This is a genomic window from Kaistella sp. 97-N-M2 (assembly GCF_021513235.1).
Classification (GTDB): Bacteria; Bacteroidota; Bacteroidia; order Flavobacteriales; family Weeksellaceae; genus Kaistella.
This window is the reverse complement of record NZ_CP090976.1, coordinates 1,713,857-1,733,589: the sequence shown is the minus strand read 5'-3', so window position 1 is coordinate 1,733,589 and position 19,733 is coordinate 1,713,857. Positions and strand designations below refer to the sequence as shown.

Here is a 19,733-nt window from a genome sequence, read left to right as displayed (position 1 = left end):
TAAAAAATAAATCCGACCGCATTATTTTTAGACATAAAAACCCTCAGGTGATCTCTTTGATCATAACCCCAACCTGATCGTTTAATAACTGTTGCAAGTTTAGTGAATTATTTCCGATTAAAACTACTTTCGGTTGAATTTATTCCTGAAAGCCTGCAAATTGAATAACGCGGACCCGCTAAACCTCTGCTTCCTGCGGTATTTTTTTATCGAGATTAATCCTTAAATGGATGTGTAATCCTTTATCTGAGGGGATAAAATTAAATTCGCCACATACCGATTCCATGCGCGAGCGCATATTTGCCAAACCATTCCCCGCGGTAACATTTTCGCTCATTCCGATGCCATCGTCGATAATATCGATCGTGAAAATTTTTCCTGTAAGATTAAAGCTGATCCTTACGTTTTCGGATTTACTGTGCTTGTAAATATTATTCAGCGATTCTTTTACACACATAAAAATATTGCGCCGTGTTTCCGGCAATATTTCGTGTAAGCCCATTTCATTTTTTGTAATATGAACCTTGATGCTTGATTTTGCAAAAAACCGCCGCGTATAATTAATGATGCGTTGTGTAAAATTCGCCAGACTGTCATTCCCCACTTTCAGATTCCAAAGCATTTGCCGCATCGAAATGTTCAGTTCATCGCATATTTCGAGAAGTTCTTCGATATTTTGGCTGATGCTCTCGTCGGTAGTTTTCCGCTTTAAAAATTCGGTTTGCAGCTTCAGGGCAGAAAGTCCCGCGCCCAAATCGTCGTGAAGATCATGAGAGATCCGTTCCTGTTCCTTGCGTGTTCTTTTTTGGAAATCGACCTCTTTTTGTAGAAGCCGGGTTTGGTATTCCATATCTTTCAAGCGCTTTTCCCGATCGAAAACCATTTGGCGGCGGTAATATAAAACGATGATGAAGATCAGAAACATCACGATCATCACCATCAAAAGAATGGCGAGAATAATAGAAATTTTTATATCAACAGGCAGCATTTTCATGGCATACTAAGATTTTCGCGTTACTGCAAGGAAAAAAAACACATAAGTGATCACTACAGAAATCTTGAAAATTTTATCTAAAAAAATTAAGAATTCATGATCATTTTCGGCGAGCCAATACATCAATGAAACCCTGAAGAGAAAAATAACACTCCAAAATATCAGCGCACAACTTACCCAAAAAGCCTGTTTCTGCAGTATAAAAGTGGTATCGGTATTATTAATCTCATTAAAAAACCACCACAAAGAAAGAAAGATATAAAAAACGGCGATCGTAATTCCCAAAGCGATCGGAAAAGTCTGTAGGGAAGTAAACACGCATATCAAACTGCAAATGAGTGCCAAAAAACCCGCAACATAAATCATCTTTCGCTGCCGTATATTTTTTCGGGAATAATAAAAAGTGAAAAAACCGATATACAAAAATGTACCTATTTTATAAATCTCATTCGTCTCTACCGCCAGAAAATGCGGCAATGTTTCTACAATAGCGACGATAAGAAAATACACAAAAAGACAGGAATTATCTTTCTTTCTACGTAAAAAAGAGACGGACAAACAGAGGTAAATCAGAATAAAATAGATCGCGACAAGAGAAGAGACAAACATAAATTTATAATTTCATAGGTAAGAAGTGAGTAAAATTTAAATTTAGTTTAAACGGAAAAATTCTTCGCAACAGTGCGCGCACATAAAGTCCATTTGTGTTCTTCGACCTCTGGCCGAATTAATGATAAATTTAATAAAAATTTGCGACTTTAACGCCATTTTCGCGGTAAAGTTTAATATTTCGTAATCAAATAGGACGTCTTCCGCGGTCTATTAATTTTAACAGCAACAATGTCTGCGGGCGAATTGTAATAAGTTCGTCTTTTTCCTCAATAATCTGTAAATTTGCTTCCTACAAGATTAAAGAATGGAAGAAGAAAAAAGTCCCTCAATTTTATTGAGCAGATTATAGAAGACGATTTAGCCAACGGATTTCCGAAAGATAATCTCAGATTCCGCTTTCCGCCGGAACCAAATGGATATCTGCACGTGGGCCACACCAAAGCCATCTGTATTAATTTCGGTTTGGGCGAAAAATACGGCGCTCCCGTGAACCTGCGTTTTGATGATACCAATCCCGAAAAGGAAGAACAGGAATTTGTGGATTCCATTAAAGCAGATATCGAATGGTTGGGTTTTAAATACGATCAGGAATTATATGCATCAGATTATTTCGACCAGCTTTACGACTGGGCCGTTCAAATGATTAAAGAGGGTAAAGCTTATGTGGATGAACAACCTTCGGAAGAAATTACGGCACAGCGCAAAAATCCTTTTGAAGACGGCGTTGATTCGCCCTTCAGAAACCGACCAATAACGGAAAGTCTGGAACTTTTTGAAAAAATGAAAAATGGCGACTTCGATGAAGGTGCCATGTCGCTGCGAGCAAAAATCGATATGAAATCGCCGAACATGAATATGCGCGACCCCGTGATGTACCGAATTTTGAAAAGACCACACCACAGAACCGGCGATAAGTGGAAGATTTATCCCATGTACGATTGGGCGCATGGCGAATCCGACTATATTGAACAGATTTCTCATTCTTTATGTTCGCTGGAATTCGAAAATCACCGTCCGCTGTACGATTGGTATCTGGATCAGGTTTATGAGGAAAATACCGTACGCAACAAGCAGCGGGAATTTGCGCGGATGAATGTTTCCTACCTCATCACCTCCAAACGGAAACTGCAGCGATTGGTCGCCGAAAACGCAGTTACAGGCTGGGACGATCCCAGAATGCCGACGATTTCGGGCATGCGAAGATTGGGTTATACTCCAGCCGCCATCAAAAATTTTATTGAACGCGTGGGCGTTGCAAAAAGAGAAAACCTCATCGACATTCAGTTGCTGGAATTTTTTGTGCGCGAAGATTTAAATAAAGTGGCGACGCGGGTGATGGCGGTAGTTGATCCCGTTAAACTGGTTATTACAAACTATCCGGAAAATCAGGAAGAATGGCTGGAAACGGAAAATAATCCGGAAGAAGAAAACGCCGGAACACGCGAAATTCCTTTTTCCAGAGAGCTGTATATCGAGCGCGAAGATTTCAAAGAAGAAGCCAACAAAAAGTTTTTCCGTTTGAAATTAGGCAGCGAAGTCCGTTTGAAATCTGCATACATCATTAAAGCAGAAAGCGTGGACAAAGACGAAAACGGCGAGATTAAAACGATTTACGCGACTTATGACGAGAAAAGTAAGTCTGGCAGCGGCACGGAAGAAAGTTTAAGAAAAGTAAAGGGAACGTTGCACTGGGTTTCCGCAAAACATGCGATCCCCGTGGATGTGCGGATTTACGACCGGCTTTTCACCACGCCGCAACCCGACGCCGAAAAAGAAACGGATTTCATGCAGTTCATCAATCCGGAAAGTTTAAAAACCGTTCAGGGATTTGCTGAACCGAGCCTGAAAAACGCGGAAATCGGCCATTCTTATCAGTTCCAAAGAATTGGTTATTTTACGAAAGACCGGGATTCTACCGACGAAAAATTGGTTTTTAACCGAACGGTTACTTTGAAAGATTCATTTAAACTGGATTAAACTACTTTTACGATACACTAAACTTCGGGCTTTCCCGGAGTTTTTTAGCGTCAATTTCAAAAAGTATTTCCGACGGACAGTTCTTTTTTAAAGTACAATCCGAGACATTTTCAACATAAAAAGACCGTCTCAAAACTGAGACGGTTTATAAAAATCATTTGAAATATTACTTCCTTACTGCTTTGAAAGATTTCACAGGTCCGTCTTCCATTTTGAGCGTTACAGTGAAGTCCGGTTTTCAAGGCTGAAAGATCAAGCTGTGCAGCAGGTTTCATATTTTTAACCTGTCTTCTTGATACATCGCTTACGATCACTGCTTTTACCCCTTTTACATCCGAGATGGTTAGTGCATATACGGATAATCCCACTTGGATTAATGTTTTCTACAGCCCAATAATTTTTATAATTAACAGCACAATTAAGACATGATTACTTTAAAGCCACGCGAAACCACTTTAAAAAACAGAAACATTATTTTTTTATAATTAACTTCGCACCAAATTTTTAATAAAATATGCAAAAGTTACTTTCACTCTTTCTTCTCACCATTTCTGCGCTCTTATTTTCTCAGGAGAGTATTGATTTTCAGAATTTATCCTTCAAAGAAATTTTGGCAAAGGCAAAAAGTGAAAAGAAACTGGTTTTTATTGATGCCTATGCAGTTTGGTGCGGTCCCTGCAAAATGATGGAGAAAAATATTTTCCCTTTGCCCGCTGTTAAAGACTATTACAATGCTAATTTCATCAACGCGAGATTCGATATGGAAAAAGGCGAAGGTCGCGACCTGGCCGTGAAATATGGCATCCGCTCCTACCCTTCCTTTCTTTTTCTTAATGGCGACGGCGAAGTGGTGAAGAAAAACCTCGGTTACATGGGAGAAAATGATTTTCTTACCATCGCCAAAGAAGCCAATAACCCCAAATTTCGCACCGCATCTAATAAAGATCTTTTCGACAAGGGAGAAAAAGATCCTGATTTTTTGCAGAACATGATGCGTTTGTACGTGGATAGTGATTATGAGCTGGCAAAAAAAGTATCTGAACGGTATTTCGATGTAAAAAAAGCCGAGCCTCTAACCAAAGATGATCTGGGACTGCTGTTGTATTTTGTGAAATCAACGGGAGATCCCAACTACAAAATTTTTGTAGCAAAAAAGCCGGAGATCATTCAGTTAATGTCGGAAGATGTTTACAATCAGTTTGATGCAAACATTAAGATCTCAAAAATATTAGAAAACGCGCTGGATCAAAAGACCGGCATTATTAATGACGATTATTTTTATAAAAATGCTGTCCCTTTAATCGGACAAAAAGATGCAGAAACTGCGATCAACCGGATGAAAGTTTTGTTTTATCCAACTGTAAATAATTTTACGGGTTACGAAAAAGCGGCCTTAGCCTATTACAAAGATTCTGAAGCTTTTGATGCGGAAGAATTGCTGAAAGCCGCCTGGATTTTCAGTGAACACGTTTCCAAACCTGCGTCGCTTAAAAAGGCCGAAGAATGGGCCGAGAAATCCGTAATGAAAACAGAAACTGCCGAAAATACATACATTCTCGCAAAATTATATTCCAAAACCGGAAAAAAGGAGAATGCGAAAATGTACGCGGTCATTTCTCAAAACCTTGCGGCGGTACAGGGAAAAGATGCCTCGTTAGCTACTCAACTTTTAGAAACCTTAAAATAAAGTATCTTGAAAAAATTACTTTTTGCTTCTGCATTTTCACTTTCGTTTTTCGCAAATGCACAGGCACAGGATTCAGTTGCTCCCAAAAAACTTTATATTAAAGCCAATGCACTTTTTCTTCCCTTAGGAATGCTGAATGCGGGCTTGGAATATCAGTTAAATAATAAAATGACTCTTCAGGGAGATATTTTCATTTCCCCCTGGAAATCCTTTGCCGGAAAGTACGCCCAAATCTATATGATGGGTTTAGACGGGCGTTATTATTTCGATGAAGCTTTCAAACATTGGTATGTGGGAGCAAATATTTCTGCAACCCGTTTTATCCTCCAAAAATATAATTACTGGAGTGACAAACCTGCCCAACATACTCCGGACTCGCCAATTTATAAGGCTTCGGACCTTTATCAGGACGGCTATTCTGTAATGGTGGGCGCTACCGTCGGGTATCAGTTCGAATTGAGCGAAAACTGGAATATGGATGTATACTTAGGCGCCGGCACAGTGCAAAGCATTTACAAAGGTTACCACAAAAAATTAGGCGTTAGATATGATGACGACGGCCGTACGTGGGACCGAAGCGGCGAATTCCTCCCCTACCGCGGCGGCGTAATGATCTCCTATAAACTCAGATAATGAATATAAAAAGTACAAGATATGCGGTAATCGCCGCGCTCACATTCATCATTCTATTCCTTTTTAATTATGTGGGAAATACCGAACCCGATAAACTGGAGCGCGCCTTGATGACCGCTGTGGCAGGAGTTGTGGGCTTAACCATCGGGATGTGGTTTGTCTATAGAAATTCCAAAGACGATACGCACCACGATTTCGATTAAGAAATTTTACAGACAGAGAATTCTTTCGGATCGTTGATTTCCACGGCCTTGGTAGTCTTTCTAGGTGAGGTGCGCCGGAGTTTTTTTACTTTTACTTTTTGCCTTTGTGCTTTACAATCCCGCGACTTCATTTTTTCGCCGGAATTAATGTTTTTCGTATTCTTTCATAATTCAATATCTTTGCACCATGATAAAAATCGGTAATATCGACCTGCCCGAATTTCCCCTTCTTTTGGCTCCCATGGAAGATGTTTCGGATCCGCCATTTCGCAGACTCTGCAAAATGCACGGTGCCGATATGATGTATTCGGAATTTATTTCGTCCGAAGGTCTTATTCGCGATGCCATGAAAAGCATGAAAAAACTCGATATTTTCGATTACGAGAGACCTGTCGGCATTCAAATCTTCGGCGGCGACGAAGAAGCCATGTCGCTTTCGGCAAAAATTGTGGAGGCCGTTAATCCCGATATCGTCGATATTAATTTCGGCTGTCCCGTAAAAAAAGTGGTCTGCAAAGGCGCTGGTGCGGGTGTTTTGAAAGATATCGATCTCATGATCCGCCTCACAAAAGCGGTCGTTAATTCCACGCATTTGCCGGTTACGGTGAAAACGCGTTTGGGTTGGGACACGGAAAGCATTAATATCATGGAAGTGGCGGAACGCCTGCAGGAAGTTGGCGTGAAAGCCTTAACCATTCATGCGCGAACGCGTGCCCAAATGTACAAAGGCGAAGCGGACTGGAATTACATCCACGCCGTAAAGAATAATCCCAATATCGAAATACCCATCTTCGGCAACGGCGACATCGATTCGCCCCAAAAAGCCCTGGAATATAAAAACAAATACGACTGCGACGGTATTATGATCGGCCGCGCCGCCATCGGTTATCCCTGGATCTTCAACGAGATCAAACACTTTTTCAAAACCGGAGAAATTTTGCCCGAACCTACGATCACCGACCGTCTGGAGGCTGTTCGTCAACACGCCGAATGGAGCACCGACTGGAAAGGCGAACGTTTAGGCCTCATCGAAATGCGCCAGCATTACAGCAATTATTTCCGTGGAATCCCGCATTTCAAAGATTTCCGCCGCCAGTTTCTGGAGGTTTTCACTTTAGAAGAAATGGACGTCGTTATCGAAAAAGCCGATTCCTTTTACTCCGAATACAGCTTCGACGCCTAAATTCAGTTGCAGATCTTTTTTAGGAGCAGAACATTTTGTTCTTCTCTGAAAAGTGTACGCGCTTTCCACTTTATCTTTTTATCCGCCGCGGCAGATAAAAAGGATGCCGTTCCAATCGCGGCTAAAACCAAGTTTTGTTTGGCTCCCGACAGATTTTAATTACCGTTTTTTATACATGAAACCCCACCCATAGCCCTGATTGAACGGCATGTTTGAGCTCTTTTTGCCAATTTCGGCGTTGATTTCAGCGTGGCGGAATTGGCAAAAAAGCGAGTAGTGAAAGCAGGTTCCCGGCTCCTGAAGATTAATCCGGGATTCGGTAACTTTACGCGTTTTTAAAAGACTAATCCTTTAAATATATTTCGATGCTGAAAGCAGAAAATGTGACCAAAACCTATAACGCAGGCAAAAAACTGGCGTTGGAGGATTTTTCAATCGATGTTCCCGAAGCCAGTATTTATGGGCTTCTTGGTCCGAATGGCGCGGGAAAAACCACTTTTATCCGAATCATCAACCAGATTACCCAAGCCGATTCCGGAGACGTTTATATCAACAGTCAAAAACTGAATCCCCAGCACATTCGCGAGATCGGGTACATGCCGGAAGAACGCGGCCTGTATAAAAACATGGGCGTCGGCGACCAAATCCTCTATTTCGGCGAGTTGAAAGGAATGAGCCGAAATGATGCGCAGGCGCAGGCGAAATATTGGTTCGAGCAGCTGCAGATCGATCAGTGGTGGAAGAAAAAACTCAGCGAACTTTCGAAAGGAATGGCGCAGAAAATCCAGTTTGTGGTAACGGTTTTGCACCGCCCGAAACTGCTGATCCTGGATGAACCGTTTTCGGGTTTCGATCCCGTGAACGCCAATTTAATTAAAGACCAAATCCTGAATTTAAAGAAGAACGGAACCACGATCATTCTATCCACACACCGCATGGAAAGTGTGGAGGAAATGTGCGATTATGTTGCCCTCATCGACAATGCGAAAAAAGTTTTGGACGGCAAAATATTCGACGTGCGCGAAAAATTTAAGAAAAATATTTTTGGCGTTACGCTTTCCGATGTTCAGCCTGAAATGTTTGAAGGTTTTAAAAACCGCTTTCAGATCAACGATTTTACGACGGAAAACCAACTGGTTTCCTTTGATTTGAAAAACGATAACGACCAGCAGCTCATATTAAATGAACTCATGAAAGTCGGCAAAATACGGTCTTTCGACGAGAAAATCCCGAGCATGAATGAAGTGTTCATCAACGCAGTTAATAGTAACTGATCGCCGGTTGATGATGACTGATGTAAAAATCGATCATCATTTAAACATATCAATAATCCATTTTCTATAAAAATTTATGAAAAATATATTTCTCATTACCAAAAGAGAATATCTTACGCAGGTAAAGAAAAAATCTTTTGTTATTCTTACGCTTTTAGCGCCCGTTATGCTCATCGGTTTCGGTCTTTTAATCGCCTTCATGTTCAAAGCGAATGAGAGTTCGAGTACTTTTAATGTTGTGGATAAAAGCGGACTTTTCGTCGGAAATCTAAAAAGCGACAAATCCGTCAAGTATGTTTTTGTGCCGCAGGAAAATGAAAGAGCCTTAAGAACCACACTGAAAGACATGACCGGGATTGAAGGTCTGCTCGTGATTCCTGCACTGAAAGAAAATAATTTCGTAGATCTGGAAAAGAATTCGAAACTGCTCCTCAATAAGAAAATCGGTTTCGATACGAAAATGAAAGTGGTGGCGGACCTGTCTAAAATCATCAAAAAAGAAAAAATAAAAACGCTTGGCATTTCGGAGGCGCAGCTGAGTAATCTAGATGAAAATTTCGAGCTGAACACGCAGAATGTTGTTGATAATAACAAGGGCGATTCGGATCTGGATTTTGGCGTGAAATCGGGCTTGAGCATGGTTTTAATGTACGCGGTCTTCATGTTCATCATTATTTACGGCGTTCGCGTGATGCGCAGCGTTTTGGAAGAAAAAAACAATCGCGTCGTCGAAATTATTATTTCGTCCGTAAAACCATTTGAACTGATGATGGGAAAAATCCTGGGCGTTACCTTGGTTGCGGTCACGCAGTTCAGCGTTTGGATAACGATGTCGGTGATTGGTGCGGTGTTTTTAAATACCGGATTTTCCTCGATGCAAAGCCAGATTCCAGGTGGCGGACAGTCCGCGGAAATGGTACAGAAATTCGATTTTAAACAGACGGCGACGGAAGTTTCGCACATTCTTTTAGATTTGAATTTTCCGCTTATCATTTTTGTATTTATCGTCTTCTTCTTATTGGGCTATATTTTTTACAGCTCCATGTATGCCGCTATCGGTTCTGCGGTGGACAACGAAACGGAAACGCAGCAGTTTACGCTTTTCGCGATTATTCCTTTGATGGTGGGGATGTACGGCAGTTTCACCATTATGAACAATCCGGAAGGCCCATTGGGTTTTTGGCTCTCCATAATTCCGTTTACGTCGCCGGTGGCGATGATTGCGAGAATTCCGTTTGGCGTTCCGGCCTGGCAGATTGCGCTTTCGATGGTTTTGCTCATCCTTTCGACGTTGCTGATGATTTACGTGGCGGCAAAAATTTACCGTGTCGGGATTTTGATGTACGGCAACAAGGCAAGCGCGAAGGAGCTTTGGAAATGGATTAGAAGTTAGAAGTGCGGCGTTGCATGATGATGGAAATAATGCGTTAACAGGTTTAAAAATTAATTCGCCTTCACTTCTATAGATAAAACAAATCCCATCAGGAAAAATTGATGGGATTTGTGTATGTATGAAAAGCTGTTTTACTGAAAAATATAACTCAGTCCTAAACTGAAGACCTGTTCCGATTTTTTCTTCTGGATGTTCGAATCGGTTCCCACTTCGTTCATCAGCCCCGGGTAAGTATTGCTTAAACCGAGATCATAGCGTCCTGTGATTTCGAGCATCCGTTTGAATGAAAAACCCAAACCGAAACCGACGGCAAAATTAAAACTTGCGGCTTTACCGTTAACGCCCGTCGCCGGGTCACCCTCGATGGTATATCTTAAGGGTGCATCGGTCACATTTTGGCTGATGAGAAAATTAAATTTCGGGCCCACCATTGCAAAGAATTCAGATTCCGCTTCGGAAAAATATCCTTTAAAATAAATGGGTACGCTCAGGTAATTGTTCGCATAAACCGCGTTGTAACCTGGTGTAGTTTTCGCATCCTTATCTTTTCCGGATTCTCCCGCGCCCAGATATTCAACCTCGGGCTGAATGTAAAACTGGTCGTTACTGCCCACCGGAATCAGCGCCAAAAAACCGCCGTAGGCCGAAAATCTCGACCCGGACGGATTGTGCGCGTTGCTGACGCCGGAATAAGTTGCGCCGGCCGTCACTCCAAATCTTGTGCTTCTAAGGTCAATTTGCGCAGACACAAAAGTAGCCGCGCAAAGTGCCGAACTGATTAAAAATTTTTTCATATTGTGTTGTGTTGTGTTTTATCCTAGAACCTTGGCGACCGTAGCCCCAATTTCTGCGGGAGAATCTACGACGTTGATGCCGTTTTCGCGCATAATGGCCATTTTCGCCTGTGCCGTATCTTCGTCGCCACCTACAATTGCGCCGGCGTGACCCATTGTTCTTCCTTTTGGTGCGGTTTGGCCCGCAATAAAGCCAACAACCGGTTTTTTAGAACCGCTTTCTTTGTACCATCTTGCCGCTTCGGCTTCTAAATTTCCACCGATCTCACCAATCATTACAACGGCATCAGTTTCGTCATCGTTGATGAATAATTCCAAAGCTTCTTTTGTAGTAGTACCGATAATGGGATCACCACCAATTCCGATTGCCGTAGAAACGCCATAACCTGCTTTTACTACCTGATCTGCAGCTTCGTAAGTTAAGGTTCCGGATTTGGAAACGATTCCTACTCTGCCTTTTTTGAAAACAAAACCTGGCATAATACCGATTTTGGCTTCGTCGGAAGTAATAATTCCGGGGCAGTTCGGACCAATTAATCTGCTGTCTTTATCAGCAAGGTAAGATTTTACTTTAATCATATCTTCCACAGGAATACCTTCGGTAATACAAACGATTACTTTAATGCTTGCTTCCGCAGCCTCCATAATCGCATCTGCAGCAAATGCCGGCGGTACGAAAATAATGGAAACATTAGCACCCGCTTTTTCTACGGATTCGGCAACGGTATTGAAAACAGGTTTGCCTAAATGCTCAGACCCACCTTTTCCCGGTGTAACCCCGCCTACAACGTTGGTTCCGTATTCAATCATTTGACCTGCGTGAAAAGTTCCTTCGTTTCCGGTGAAACCCTGTACAATTACTTTAGAATCTTTGTTTACTAATACTGACATTTTTTATTTTTTAAATTTATTTAAACTTTATCTTCTGCAAAAATACTTAATAATATCTGTTTTGACTTCAAAACGTTATTGCAGATTTTTGAGTTTGATTTCTTTTTTGAGATAATCTTTGAATTCTTCCGCGAGCGGCCCGAAATAAGTGCCTTTTTTCAGATCTTTGTTGACGCCGGTTTTGCCTAAAAGAACCGTTCCGCTTGCGACACGCACGCCGGAAGCCATGCCCACCTGGCCCCAAACCGTTACCTCATCTTCAAGAATGCAGCAGCCTGCAATTCCTGTGAGAGACGCGATCATGCAGCGTTTCCCGATGACAGTATCGTGACCGATCTGGATCTGGTTGTCCAGAACCGAACCTTCGCCGATAATGGTGGAATCTGTAACGCCACGGTCGATGGTACAGTTGTTCCCTATTTCTACGCGGTTTTGGATGATAACATTTCCCACGGAAATTAAACGGTCGAATTCGCCGTTGTGTTTTCTATAATAAAAAGCATCGCCGCCCAAAACGGTTCCGCTTTGGATGGTCACGTTGTCGCCGATGATGGTTCCGTCGCCGATAACCACGTTGGGGAAAATAAGACAGTTTTTGCCGATCTGCACCTCGTTGCCGATCACTGCTGACGGATGGATGTGCGTGCCGTCGCCGACTTCGATGTCGTGAAGTTCTTTCGTAAAATTAAAGATGCGTTTGAAGTGCGTATTAATTTTGTTAAAATCGCGAAAAGGATCGTCCGAAATTAAAAGTGCTTTTCCCGGAGGACAATCTACTTCTTTATCGATTAAAATAATAGTCGCAGCGGAATTCAGGGCTTTTTCGTAGTATTTTGGATGATTCACAAACACGATTTCGCCGGCTTTTACGCGGTGAATTTCGTTGGTTCCGAAAACCGGAAAGTCTTCGTCGCCGATCATTTTTGCGCCGATGATTTCAGCGATGGATCTGAGTGTTTGTGGTTGGTTAAAAGTCATATACTGCCGGTTGTTTTATTTTTCGCGGACTTTGCAGCCCGACTTGAGCGGAAATCCTTTTGTGAGGAACGAACAAAAGATTGGGAGCGGAAGGCGGAAAAAGCTGCCCAAATTAAGCCCGCAATACCATTTATTTTACGCGTTCCAAATAACTTCCGTCTTCGGTATTAACCTTAATTTTGTCGCCAGCCTCGATGAACAGAGGAACCATAACGCGCGCGCCGGTTTCTACTATGGCGTTTTTCAAGGCGTTCGTGGCCGTGTTTCCTTTCACGCCCGGATCTGCTTCAATGACGTCTAAGTAAACGGTTGGCGGGATTTCGGCGGAAAGTGGGGACTCGTCACTGTCTTTCAGAATGATGGTCACTTCTTCGCCCGCTTTCATAAACTGGGCGTTTTCGATCATCTCTTTGCCGATATAAATTTGTGTAAAATCGTCGTTGTTCATAAAGTGATAGCCGTTGTCATCTTCGTATAAATACTGGAATTTTCGCGTGATTACCTTTACTTCATCAATTTTGTGACCGGCGGAAAAAGTATTGTCGAGGACTTTTCCGTTGGTTACGGATTTCATTTTAGTTCTTACGAAGGCCGGCCCTTTGCCGGGTTTAACGTGCATGAATTCGATAACTTTAAAAATATCGTTGCTGAATTCGATACACATTCCTTTTTTAATATCGTTGCTTGTTGCCATTTATTTTGATAGTTGAATTTGATTATTGATGGTTGATTATGGAAATTGCTAACCTTAAATCGATTGTATTTAGTCTTTTCCGGTGCCGTAGCCTTTTACGATGCCGCTTGGGGAATTTTTGATGAACTCGAGGATCTCGTCGCGTTCCGCAGTGGGAAGCATTTCTTTCTCCACAAAGCTCATCGCCTGTGAGACGTTCATTTTCATCTGAAAAATTGCGCGGTAAATTTTTTGAATTTCGAAGATCTTTTCGTTTGTAAAACCTCTTCTGCGAAGGCCTACCGAATTAATTCCTGCATAGGAAATCGGGTCGCGGCCGACTTTTACATAGGGCGGAATGTCTTTCCGGATGAGGGATCCGCCGGAAATCATGGCATGTTTACCAATTTTTCCGAACTGCTGAATGGCGGAAAGCCCGCCCATGATGGCGTAATCGCCAATTTCGACATGTCCGGCGATGCCGCAGCCATTTGCGATAATCACATTATTTCCCAGAACGCAGTCGTGGGCGATATGTGAAGTCGCCATGATGAGGCAGTTTTCGCCAATTTTCGTATATCCCAAAGCTTTTGTCCCCCGATTTACGGTAACGCATTCGCGCAGTGTGGTGCCGTCGCCGATCATTACCTGCGTGTCTTCGCCGTCAAATTTAAGATCCTGTGGAACGGCAGAAATAACAGTTCCGGGGAAAATTTTGCAGTTTTTACCAATTCTTGCTCCGTCCATAATGGTGACGTTGGAGCCGATCCAGGTGCCTTCGCCGATTTCTACATCAGCAGCAATGGTTGTAAAAGGATCTACAATGACGTTTTTTTTAATCTTTGCGCGTTTATCGACGGCTGCTAATTGATGTACCATTTAATCGGTTTTGTTTTTTGCGACCTGTGCCATCAATTCTGCTTCTACAACTACACTGTCGCCAACGTACCCATAACCCTGCATGTGAACAATCCCGCGGCGGATGGGAGAAATTAGTTCTATTTTAAAAACCATGGTATCGCCGGGTACTACTTTTTTCTTGAATTTTACTTTATCGATTTTAATAAAATATGTAGAGTAATTTTCGGGATCGGGCACGCTGGCCAGGACCAAAATTCCGCCGGTTTGTGCCAAAGCTTCGACCTGCAAAACTCCCGGCATCACGGGTTCCTTCGGGAAGTGACCGACGAAGAAGGGTTCGTTCATCGTTACGTTTTTCAACCCGACGACATGCGAATCTGAAAGTTCTAAGATTTTATCGATCAAAAGAAAAGGCGGACGGTGCGGCATTAATTTCATAATACCATTGATGTCGAAGACCGGTTCTTTATAAATATCGATATCGGGAACATTTTTCTTTTTCTGCAGTTTCCACTGTCTGTTCAGTTTTTTTGCAAACTGGGTGTTTACAAAATGCCCCGGCTTGTTGGCAATTACTTTACCTTTAATTTTAACTCCTACCAAAGCCAGATCGCCAATAACGTCGAGCAATTTGTGGCGCGCAGCTTCGTTTGGATAGTTTAAAGTAAGATTATCTAAAATACCGTTCGGTCGGATGGCGATATCATCTTTTCCGAAAGCTTTTTTAAGTTTGTCTGCGGTTTCGGGCGTTAATTCTTTATCTACATAAACAATCGCGTTCGAAATATCGCCCCCTTTAATTAAACCTGCGTCTAAAAGCATTTCCAGTTCGTGCAGAAAACTGAAGGTTCTTGCGGAGGAAATTTCGTTTTTAAATTCGGAAATATCTTTTAAAGTAGCGTTTTGCGTGCCCAAAACCTTTGTGCCGAAATCGACCATTGTGGTGACTTCGTAACTGTCGGAAGGGATAATTGTCAGTTCAGAACCCGTTGCCGGATCGGTATAACTAAGCACTTCCCGTACTACCAAATATTCGCGAATTGCATTCTGCTCAGAAATACCCGCTTTTTCGATGGCTTCTACAAAAAACTTAGAAGAGCCGTCCAAAATGGGCGGTTCTGCACTGTTCATCTCCATGATCGCGTTGTCGATATCGCAGCCAACCAATGCTGCAAGAAGATGTTCGCAGGTGTGAATTCTCACGCCTAGTTTTTCCAGGGTTGTGCCCCGCTCGGTTGTAGTTACGTAATTTACATCGGCCTCCACATGTGGACGTCCTTCCAAATCCGTTCTCACAAAAACAAAACCAGTGTTTTCTTTCGCGGGTTTAATGGTCAGTTTTACTTCGCGTCCGGTATGAAGTCCTATTCCGGAGAGGGTAACCTCTTCCGTTAAAGTTTTTTGTTGATCACTCACTCGTTTTATCTTTAGAGGTGTTTTCTAAATTATTAATCCGTTTTACAATTTCTGAAAAATTTCGGAAATGAACGTAATTTCTTCTGTAATCTGCAGCATTTATGGCGGGCGAGCCATAAAGGATTTCGCCGTCTTTCGCACTGGAGTTGACGCCGCTTTGCGCCTGAATTTTCACCTGGTTACCAATGGTGATATGTCCCACAACTCCAACCTGACCGCCAATTTGATTCCAGTCGCCGATAACCGTAGAACCTGCGATGCCCGTTTGTGCCGCAATAACATTGTTTTTGCCAATTTTTACATTGTGAGCGATCTGAATAAGATTGTCGATCTTAGTTCCTTTCCCAATAACGGTGGAACCGATGGTGCCACGGTCAATCGTACAATTGGCGCCCACTTCCACATCATCTTCCAAAATCACATTGCCCAACTGCGGAATTTTTTGATAGCCTTCTTTCGTAGGCTGAAAACCGAAACCATCAGAACCTATCACCGTATTGGAATGAACGATGCAGTTATCGCCAATCACACAATAATCGTAAATTCTTACGCCACTGTAGATAACGCAATTTTTTCCAATCTTCACATTTTTGCCTATAAAAACCTGGGGATATATTTGACTTCCGTCACCAATTTTTACCTTTTCGGAAACACAGGTGAACGCGCCAACATACACGTTTTTACCAACTTTAGCAGTTTCATGAAAAACGGCACCATCTTCGATACCGGATTTTCTGCCCTGCATTTCTTTGTAGAGATTCATCAAAATCTGAAATGAGAGATAAGCATCATCTACAGCGATAATGGTGGCCGGATAAGAGTCTTTGGTAATTAGTTTTTCGGAAACAATAAGAACGGAGCATTTTGAAGTCTCAATAAATTCTGCAAAGCGCTCCTGCGCAACGAAAGAAAGGTGGCCTTTTTCGCCACTTTCAATAGGGGAAACCCCGCTAATAGCGGCATTTGCGTCGCCTATAATTTTTCCGTTAATAAATCCTGCAATCTGATATGCTGTAAACTCCATATCCTGCAAATATAGGAAATTCCCAAATATCTCAATTTGTTTTCAGCGAAAATTATTCCGTTAGATTTCCCTCGGAAAGGACAGTATAAACTTCGTATTCTGCTGGCTGATAAAGGAGGAAAGAATCTGATTTTCAGACTTCTCCAGCGTAATACGTGCGCCATTTTTCAGCAACAAATAAATAGGTTGGGTGTCGCGGTTGTATGGCAGTAAACTGCGGGAAATCTCCTCCACCAGTTCATCGCCATTCGTAATATTGAACTTTAAATTTACCTTTTCTACTTTTTCTTTAATAAACTCAGGATCAAAGGGTTTTGAAGAAATAATGGTCTTCGGAAACTCGCGGCGGATCACACATTTGCAAAGATAGGACAAAAGGAAATCTTCATTTTTGGTCCAGAATTTCATTGCCTGAATCAGGTCGTTATCATCGAGCTCCGTAAAGCGCTGAATGTCTTCTTCCGTCGCGCAGTCGAATTGATTTTTATGCAAAAAATATTTCAAATTCTCCGAAGCCGGCAACTCCTTCCCTTCCGACGTTAAAATTTTCGCGCGGTCCAAAATCTTAACCAGCAGGTGTTCTGCCAATGCCGAAGTTTTATGATAATACACTTGCCAGTACATAAACATTCGGGCGGTAAGGAAATTTTCGATTGAATAAATCCCTTTGGCATCCACAACAAGTTCATCGGCAGAGACATTCATCATCGAAATGATTCGCTGCGTGTTCACATTTCCTTCGGAAACTCCCGTGTAAAAACTATCGCGTTTTAAATAATCCAGCCGATCTACATCGAGCTGAGAAGAAATAAGCTGATTGAAAAATTTTCGTCTGTACTTGCCCTGAAACATTTCTATGGCCATGGAAAGTTCCCCCTTAAATTCTAAATTCATCTTATCCATCAGCAAAAGCGAAAGTTTTTCATGATGCCAATCATCCATCAACATATTTTCTAAAGCGTGCGAAAAAGGACCGTGACCAATATCGTGAAGTAAAATAGCCAGTAAAGCAGATTTTTCTTCTTCTTTCGAGATCTCGATGCCCTTTAGTTTTAAAGTTTCCAATGCGGTAAACATTAAATGCATGGCGCCTAGGGCATGATGAAACCTCGTATGCGTGGCTCCCGGAAAAATTAAATTTAAAAGACCTGTTTGAGAAATTCTGCGCAGTCTTTGAAAATAAGGATGTTCAATAACATCATAAATAATTTCAGAAGGTATTTTGATAAAACCGTGAACCGGATCGTTGATGATTTTGAGCTTATTGGTCATTAGGAAAGGCTTGGAGGTTGATGAGGGCTAATAATGGGCAAATTTAAAGGTTTTTAAATTGAAATACTCTTTAAACCAAAATAGTTTAGGGCGAAAAACGAGGTTCAAACCAGTTCTGGAGTGAATCATTTGAGGATTTTGGCAATTTTGAATTAACTCAACTTTAACTTTATTCTAAAAACCTTTGGGCAAAATTTAAGAACAAATGGTTGTAATTTTGAGGATCTCAAGAAGGGTTTCACGCAGAACCCAAAATAAATATTGAAATTATTTTATGACAAAACTTATTTGGATAGATGATGAAGTAGATTTACTAAAGCCTCACATTGTATTTTTAGAAAATAAAGGCTATCAAATTTCCCCCGTGAATAACGTGAATGAAGCCCTGGAAATGATCGAAAAAGAAAATTTCGTTTTGGCTTTACTGGATGAAAATATGCCCGGAATTTCCGGGTTGGAAGCCATTCCGATGATCAAGAACATCGATTCGGCCATCAAAATTGTAATGGTAACGAAGAATGAAGAAGAACAGATTATGGAGCAGGCCATCGGCTCGCAGATCGCTGATTACATTTTAAAGCCGGTAAATCCGAACCAGGTTTTACTTTCCCTGAAAAAAAATCTGCAGGAAGATACTTTGGTAGAACAAAAGACCATTTTGGAATATCAGCAGGAATTCCGTAACCTTTCGATGGAACTTTCTTATCTGAGAACGTACCAGGAGTGGGCAGAATATTACAAGAAAATTCTTAACTGGGAAATAAAATTCGACAAGGTTTTTGATAATGAGTTTTCCGAACTTTTGCAGTCTCAGAAAGAAGAAGCCAATATTCAGTTTTCCAAATTCATTGAAAACAATTACGAAGACTGGCTTCATACGAGCGATAAGCCGATGATGAGCCACACCTTATTTAAAGACAGAATTAAAACAGAAGTCGAGAAGGATAAAGTTTTACTCTTGGTGGTCGATAATCTGCGGTATGACCAGTGGAAAGTGATCGAACCCTTATTTACAAGATTTTACAACAAAACTTCGGAAGATTATTATTACAGCATTTTACCCACCGCCACGCAGTATGCGAGAAACTCCTTCTTTGCAGGTTTGCTTCCGTCGGAAATTGAAAAAAGATTCCCGCAATACTGGTTTAACGATAATGAAGAAGGCAATAAAAACGAGCATGAAAGAGATTTTCTGGAGGATCAAATGAAACGTCTTGGCCTTTCGGGCAAAAGCATGAAATATCTAAAAATACTAAATTCCGATTTTGAGCGGAAGGTTTTAGAAGATTTCAATCAGCATAAAAACAATGATCTTTTGGTCATTGTATATAATTTTATCGATATTTTATCGCACGCAAAAACCGATAATGTAATCGTAAATCAACTCATCAGAGACGATAAAACTTTCCGATCTTTAACCTATAACTGGTTTGAGAATTCCTCGCTCTTAAAAATCATTAAACAGGCCGCAGAAAATGGGTTCAAACTCGTGATCACAACTGATCATGGAACGATTTACGTGAAAAAACCGAGTAAAGTGGTGGGCGACAGAGAAACATCTACCAACATCCGTTATAAAACAGGACGTAGTTTAACGTATGAAAACAGCGATGTATGGGCGGTTTCCAATCCGGAAAAACTGTTTTTACCGAAAGGAAATTTAAGTTCAAAATATATTTTCGCGAAGAACAATTTCTTTTTAGCCTATCCAAAAAATTACAATCACTTTGTGAATTATTATAAAGAAACCTATCAACACGGCGGGATTTCCTTAGAGGAAGTCATTATTCCGATATGCGTTTTAGAACCCAAGTAGGTTTTTCATAGTTTATTTTATTTGGGTTCTATTTGGGCGGTAAAAATCTTCG

Annotated in this window: 18 protein-coding genes; 8 read left to right on the top strand and 10 right to left on the bottom strand. The window is 41.5% G+C overall.

The genetic code is table 11. From position 1 onward, the window contains the following. Window positions 1-178 precede the first annotated feature (178 nt). Together L0B70_RS08185 and L0B70_RS08180 are read right to left on the bottom strand one after the other, a co-directional pair. Entirely contained in the window at window positions 179-994 is an 816-nt protein-coding gene (locus L0B70_RS08185) for a sensor histidine kinase (RefSeq protein ID WP_235141334.1), read from the bottom strand. A 6-nt stretch (window positions 995-1,000) separates the two neighbouring features. Beyond that, complete coding sequence (locus L0B70_RS08180) at window positions 1,001-1,603, bottom strand: hypothetical protein (RefSeq protein ID WP_235141333.1); 603 nt, start codon at window positions 1,601-1,603, stop codon at window positions 1,001-1,003. Between the two features lie 285 nt (window positions 1,604-1,888). On the opposite strand from L0B70_RS08180, the gene L0B70_RS08175 reads away from it, so the two are divergent. From L0B70_RS08175 to L0B70_RS08145, 7 genes are all read left to right on the top strand, one after another. Next, the gene (locus L0B70_RS08175) at window positions 1,889-3,583 is read left to right on the top strand and encodes a glutamine--tRNA ligase/YqeY domain fusion protein (RefSeq protein ID WP_235141332.1); all 1,695 of its coding nucleotides are present in this window, start codon (window positions 1,889-1,891) and stop codon (window positions 3,581-3,583) included. Window positions 3,584-4,097: 514 nt separating this feature from the next. Then, window positions 4,098-5,270, top strand: coding sequence for a thioredoxin family protein (locus tag L0B70_RS08170; protein ID WP_235141331.1), 1,173 nt, complete (start codon window positions 4,098-4,100; stop codon window positions 5,268-5,270). 6 nt (window positions 5,271-5,276) lie between these two features. Then, window positions 5,277-5,903: a DUF3575 domain-containing protein gene (locus L0B70_RS08165; RefSeq protein ID WP_235141330.1), complete on the top strand. Its 627-nt coding sequence runs from the start codon at window positions 5,277-5,279 to the stop codon at window positions 5,901-5,903. Beyond that, on the top strand, window positions 5,903-6,106 hold the full coding sequence (locus L0B70_RS08160) for a hypothetical protein (RefSeq protein WP_235141329.1): 204 nt from the start codon (window positions 5,903-5,905) through the stop codon (window positions 6,104-6,106). The genes L0B70_RS08165 and L0B70_RS08160 overlap by 1 nt, the downstream gene beginning before the upstream one ends. 187 nt (window positions 6,107-6,293) lie before the next feature. After that, the gene (dusB, locus tag L0B70_RS08155) at window positions 6,294-7,289 is read left to right on the top strand and encodes a tRNA dihydrouridine synthase DusB (protein ID WP_235141328.1); all 996 of its coding nucleotides are present in this window, start codon (window positions 6,294-6,296) and stop codon (window positions 7,287-7,289) included. A gap of 365 nt (window positions 7,290-7,654) precedes the next feature. Next, window positions 7,655-8,563 carry an ABC transporter ATP-binding protein gene (locus L0B70_RS08150; protein WP_235141327.1) on the top strand — a complete coding sequence of 303 codons (909 nt, stop codon included), beginning with the start codon at window positions 7,655-7,657 and terminating at the stop codon, window positions 8,561-8,563. 76 nt (window positions 8,564-8,639) lie between these two features. Then, on the top strand, window positions 8,640-9,956 hold the full coding sequence (locus L0B70_RS08145; protein ID WP_235141326.1) for an ABC transporter permease: 1,317 nt from the start codon (window positions 8,640-8,642) through the stop codon (window positions 9,954-9,956). 131 nt (window positions 9,957-10,087) lie between these two features. On the opposite strand, the gene L0B70_RS08140 is transcribed toward L0B70_RS08145, so the two are convergent. The 8 genes from L0B70_RS08140 to L0B70_RS08105 all read right to left on the bottom strand — a co-directional run bounded on the left by L0B70_RS08140 (window position 10,088) and on the right by L0B70_RS08105 (window position 17,865). Then, a complete protein-coding gene (locus L0B70_RS08140) occupies window positions 10,088-10,750 on the bottom strand; it encodes a porin family protein (protein ID WP_235141325.1) in 663 nt (220 codons plus the stop codon). 18 nt (window positions 10,751-10,768) lie between these two features. Next, window positions 10,769-11,641, bottom strand: coding sequence for a succinate--CoA ligase subunit alpha (gene sucD / locus L0B70_RS08135; RefSeq protein WP_235141324.1), 873 nt, complete (start codon window positions 11,639-11,641; stop codon window positions 10,769-10,771). Window positions 11,642-11,716: 75 nt separating this feature from the next. After that, a complete protein-coding gene (locus L0B70_RS08130; RefSeq protein ID WP_235141323.1) occupies window positions 11,717-12,619 on the bottom strand; it encodes an LpxD N-terminal domain-containing protein in 903 nt (300 codons plus the stop codon). Window positions 12,620-12,749: 130 nt separating this feature from the next. Beyond that, entirely contained in the window at window positions 12,750-13,313 is a 564-nt protein-coding gene (efp, locus tag L0B70_RS08125; RefSeq protein WP_235141322.1) for an elongation factor P, read from the bottom strand. Between the two features lie 69 nt (window positions 13,314-13,382). Next, window positions 13,383-14,171 carry an acyl-ACP--UDP-N-acetylglucosamine O-acyltransferase gene (gene lpxA / locus L0B70_RS08120; protein WP_235141321.1) on the bottom strand — a complete coding sequence of 263 codons (789 nt, stop codon included), beginning with the start codon at window positions 14,169-14,171 and terminating at the stop codon, window positions 13,383-13,385. After that, window positions 14,172-15,569 (bottom strand): bifunctional UDP-3-O-[3-hydroxymyristoyl] N-acetylglucosamine deacetylase/3-hydroxyacyl-ACP dehydratase, encoded by a 1,398-nt coding sequence (locus L0B70_RS08115; RefSeq protein WP_235141320.1) that lies wholly within the window; start codon window positions 15,567-15,569, stop codon window positions 14,172-14,174. It abuts the gene before it with no gap. Continuing rightward, complete coding sequence (lpxD, locus tag L0B70_RS08110; protein ID WP_235141319.1) at window positions 15,562-16,593, bottom strand: UDP-3-O-(3-hydroxymyristoyl)glucosamine N-acyltransferase; 1,032 nt, start codon at window positions 16,591-16,593, stop codon at window positions 15,562-15,564. The genes L0B70_RS08115 and lpxD overlap by 8 nt, the downstream gene beginning before the upstream one ends. Window positions 16,594-16,653: 60 nt before the next feature. After that, window positions 16,654-17,865 (bottom strand): HD domain-containing protein, encoded by a 1,212-nt coding sequence (locus L0B70_RS08105; RefSeq protein WP_235141318.1) that lies wholly within the window; start codon window positions 17,863-17,865, stop codon window positions 16,654-16,656. A 274-nt stretch (window positions 17,866-18,139) separates the two neighbouring features. On the opposite strand from L0B70_RS08105, the gene L0B70_RS08100 reads away from it, so the two are divergent. Then, window positions 18,140-19,681 carry a PglZ domain-containing protein gene (locus L0B70_RS08100; RefSeq protein ID WP_235141317.1) on the top strand — a complete coding sequence of 514 codons (1,542 nt, stop codon included), beginning with the start codon at window positions 18,140-18,142 and terminating at the stop codon, window positions 19,679-19,681. Window positions 19,682-19,733 lie beyond the last annotated feature (52 nt).

Bases quoted from the DNA above. Each gene is read 5' to 3' on its own strand.
- lpxD (WP_235141319.1), bottom strand. From the start codon at position 16,593: ATGGAGTTTACAGCATATCAGATTGCAGGATTTATTAACGGAAAAATT.
- L0B70_RS08145 (WP_235141326.1), top strand. From the start codon at position 8,640: ATGAAAAATATATTTCTCATTACCAAAAGAGAATATCTTACGCAGGTA.
- L0B70_RS08130 (WP_235141323.1), bottom strand. From the start codon at position 12,619: ATGACTTTTAACCAACCACAAACACTCAGATCCATCGCTGAAATCATC.
- L0B70_RS08170 (WP_235141331.1), top strand. From the start codon at position 4,098: ATGCAAAAGTTACTTTCACTCTTTCTTCTCACCATTTCTGCGCTCTTA.
- dusB (WP_235141328.1), top strand. From the start codon at position 6,294: ATGATAAAAATCGGTAATATCGACCTGCCCGAATTTCCCCTTCTTTTG.
- L0B70_RS08140 (WP_235141325.1), bottom strand. From the start codon at position 10,750: ATGAAAAAATTTTTAATCAGTTCGGCACTTTGCGCGGCTACTTTTGTG.
- L0B70_RS08100 (WP_235141317.1), top strand. From the start codon at position 18,140: ATGACAAAACTTATTTGGATAGATGATGAAGTAGATTTACTAAAGCCT.
- L0B70_RS08185 (WP_235141334.1), bottom strand. From the start codon at position 994: ATGAAAATGCTGCCTGTTGATATAAAAATTTCTATTATTCTCGCCATT.
- L0B70_RS08150 (WP_235141327.1), top strand. From the start codon at position 7,655: ATGCTGAAAGCAGAAAATGTGACCAAAACCTATAACGCAGGCAAAAAA.
- lpxA (WP_235141321.1), bottom strand. From the start codon at position 14,171: ATGGTACATCAATTAGCAGCCGTCGATAAACGCGCAAAGATTAAAAAA.
- sucD (WP_235141324.1), bottom strand. From the start codon at position 11,641: ATGTCAGTATTAGTAAACAAAGATTCTAAAGTAATTGTACAGGGTTTC.
- efp (WP_235141322.1), bottom strand. From the start codon at position 13,313: ATGGCAACAAGCAACGATATTAAAAAAGGAATGTGTATCGAATTCAGC.
- L0B70_RS08105 (WP_235141318.1), bottom strand. From the start codon at position 17,865: ATGACCAATAAGCTCAAAATCATCAACGATCCGGTTCACGGTTTTATC.
- L0B70_RS08180 (WP_235141333.1), bottom strand. From the start codon at position 1,603: ATGTTTGTCTCTTCTCTTGTCGCGATCTATTTTATTCTGATTTACCTC.
- L0B70_RS08160 (WP_235141329.1), top strand. From the start codon at position 5,903: ATGAATATAAAAAGTACAAGATATGCGGTAATCGCCGCGCTCACATTC.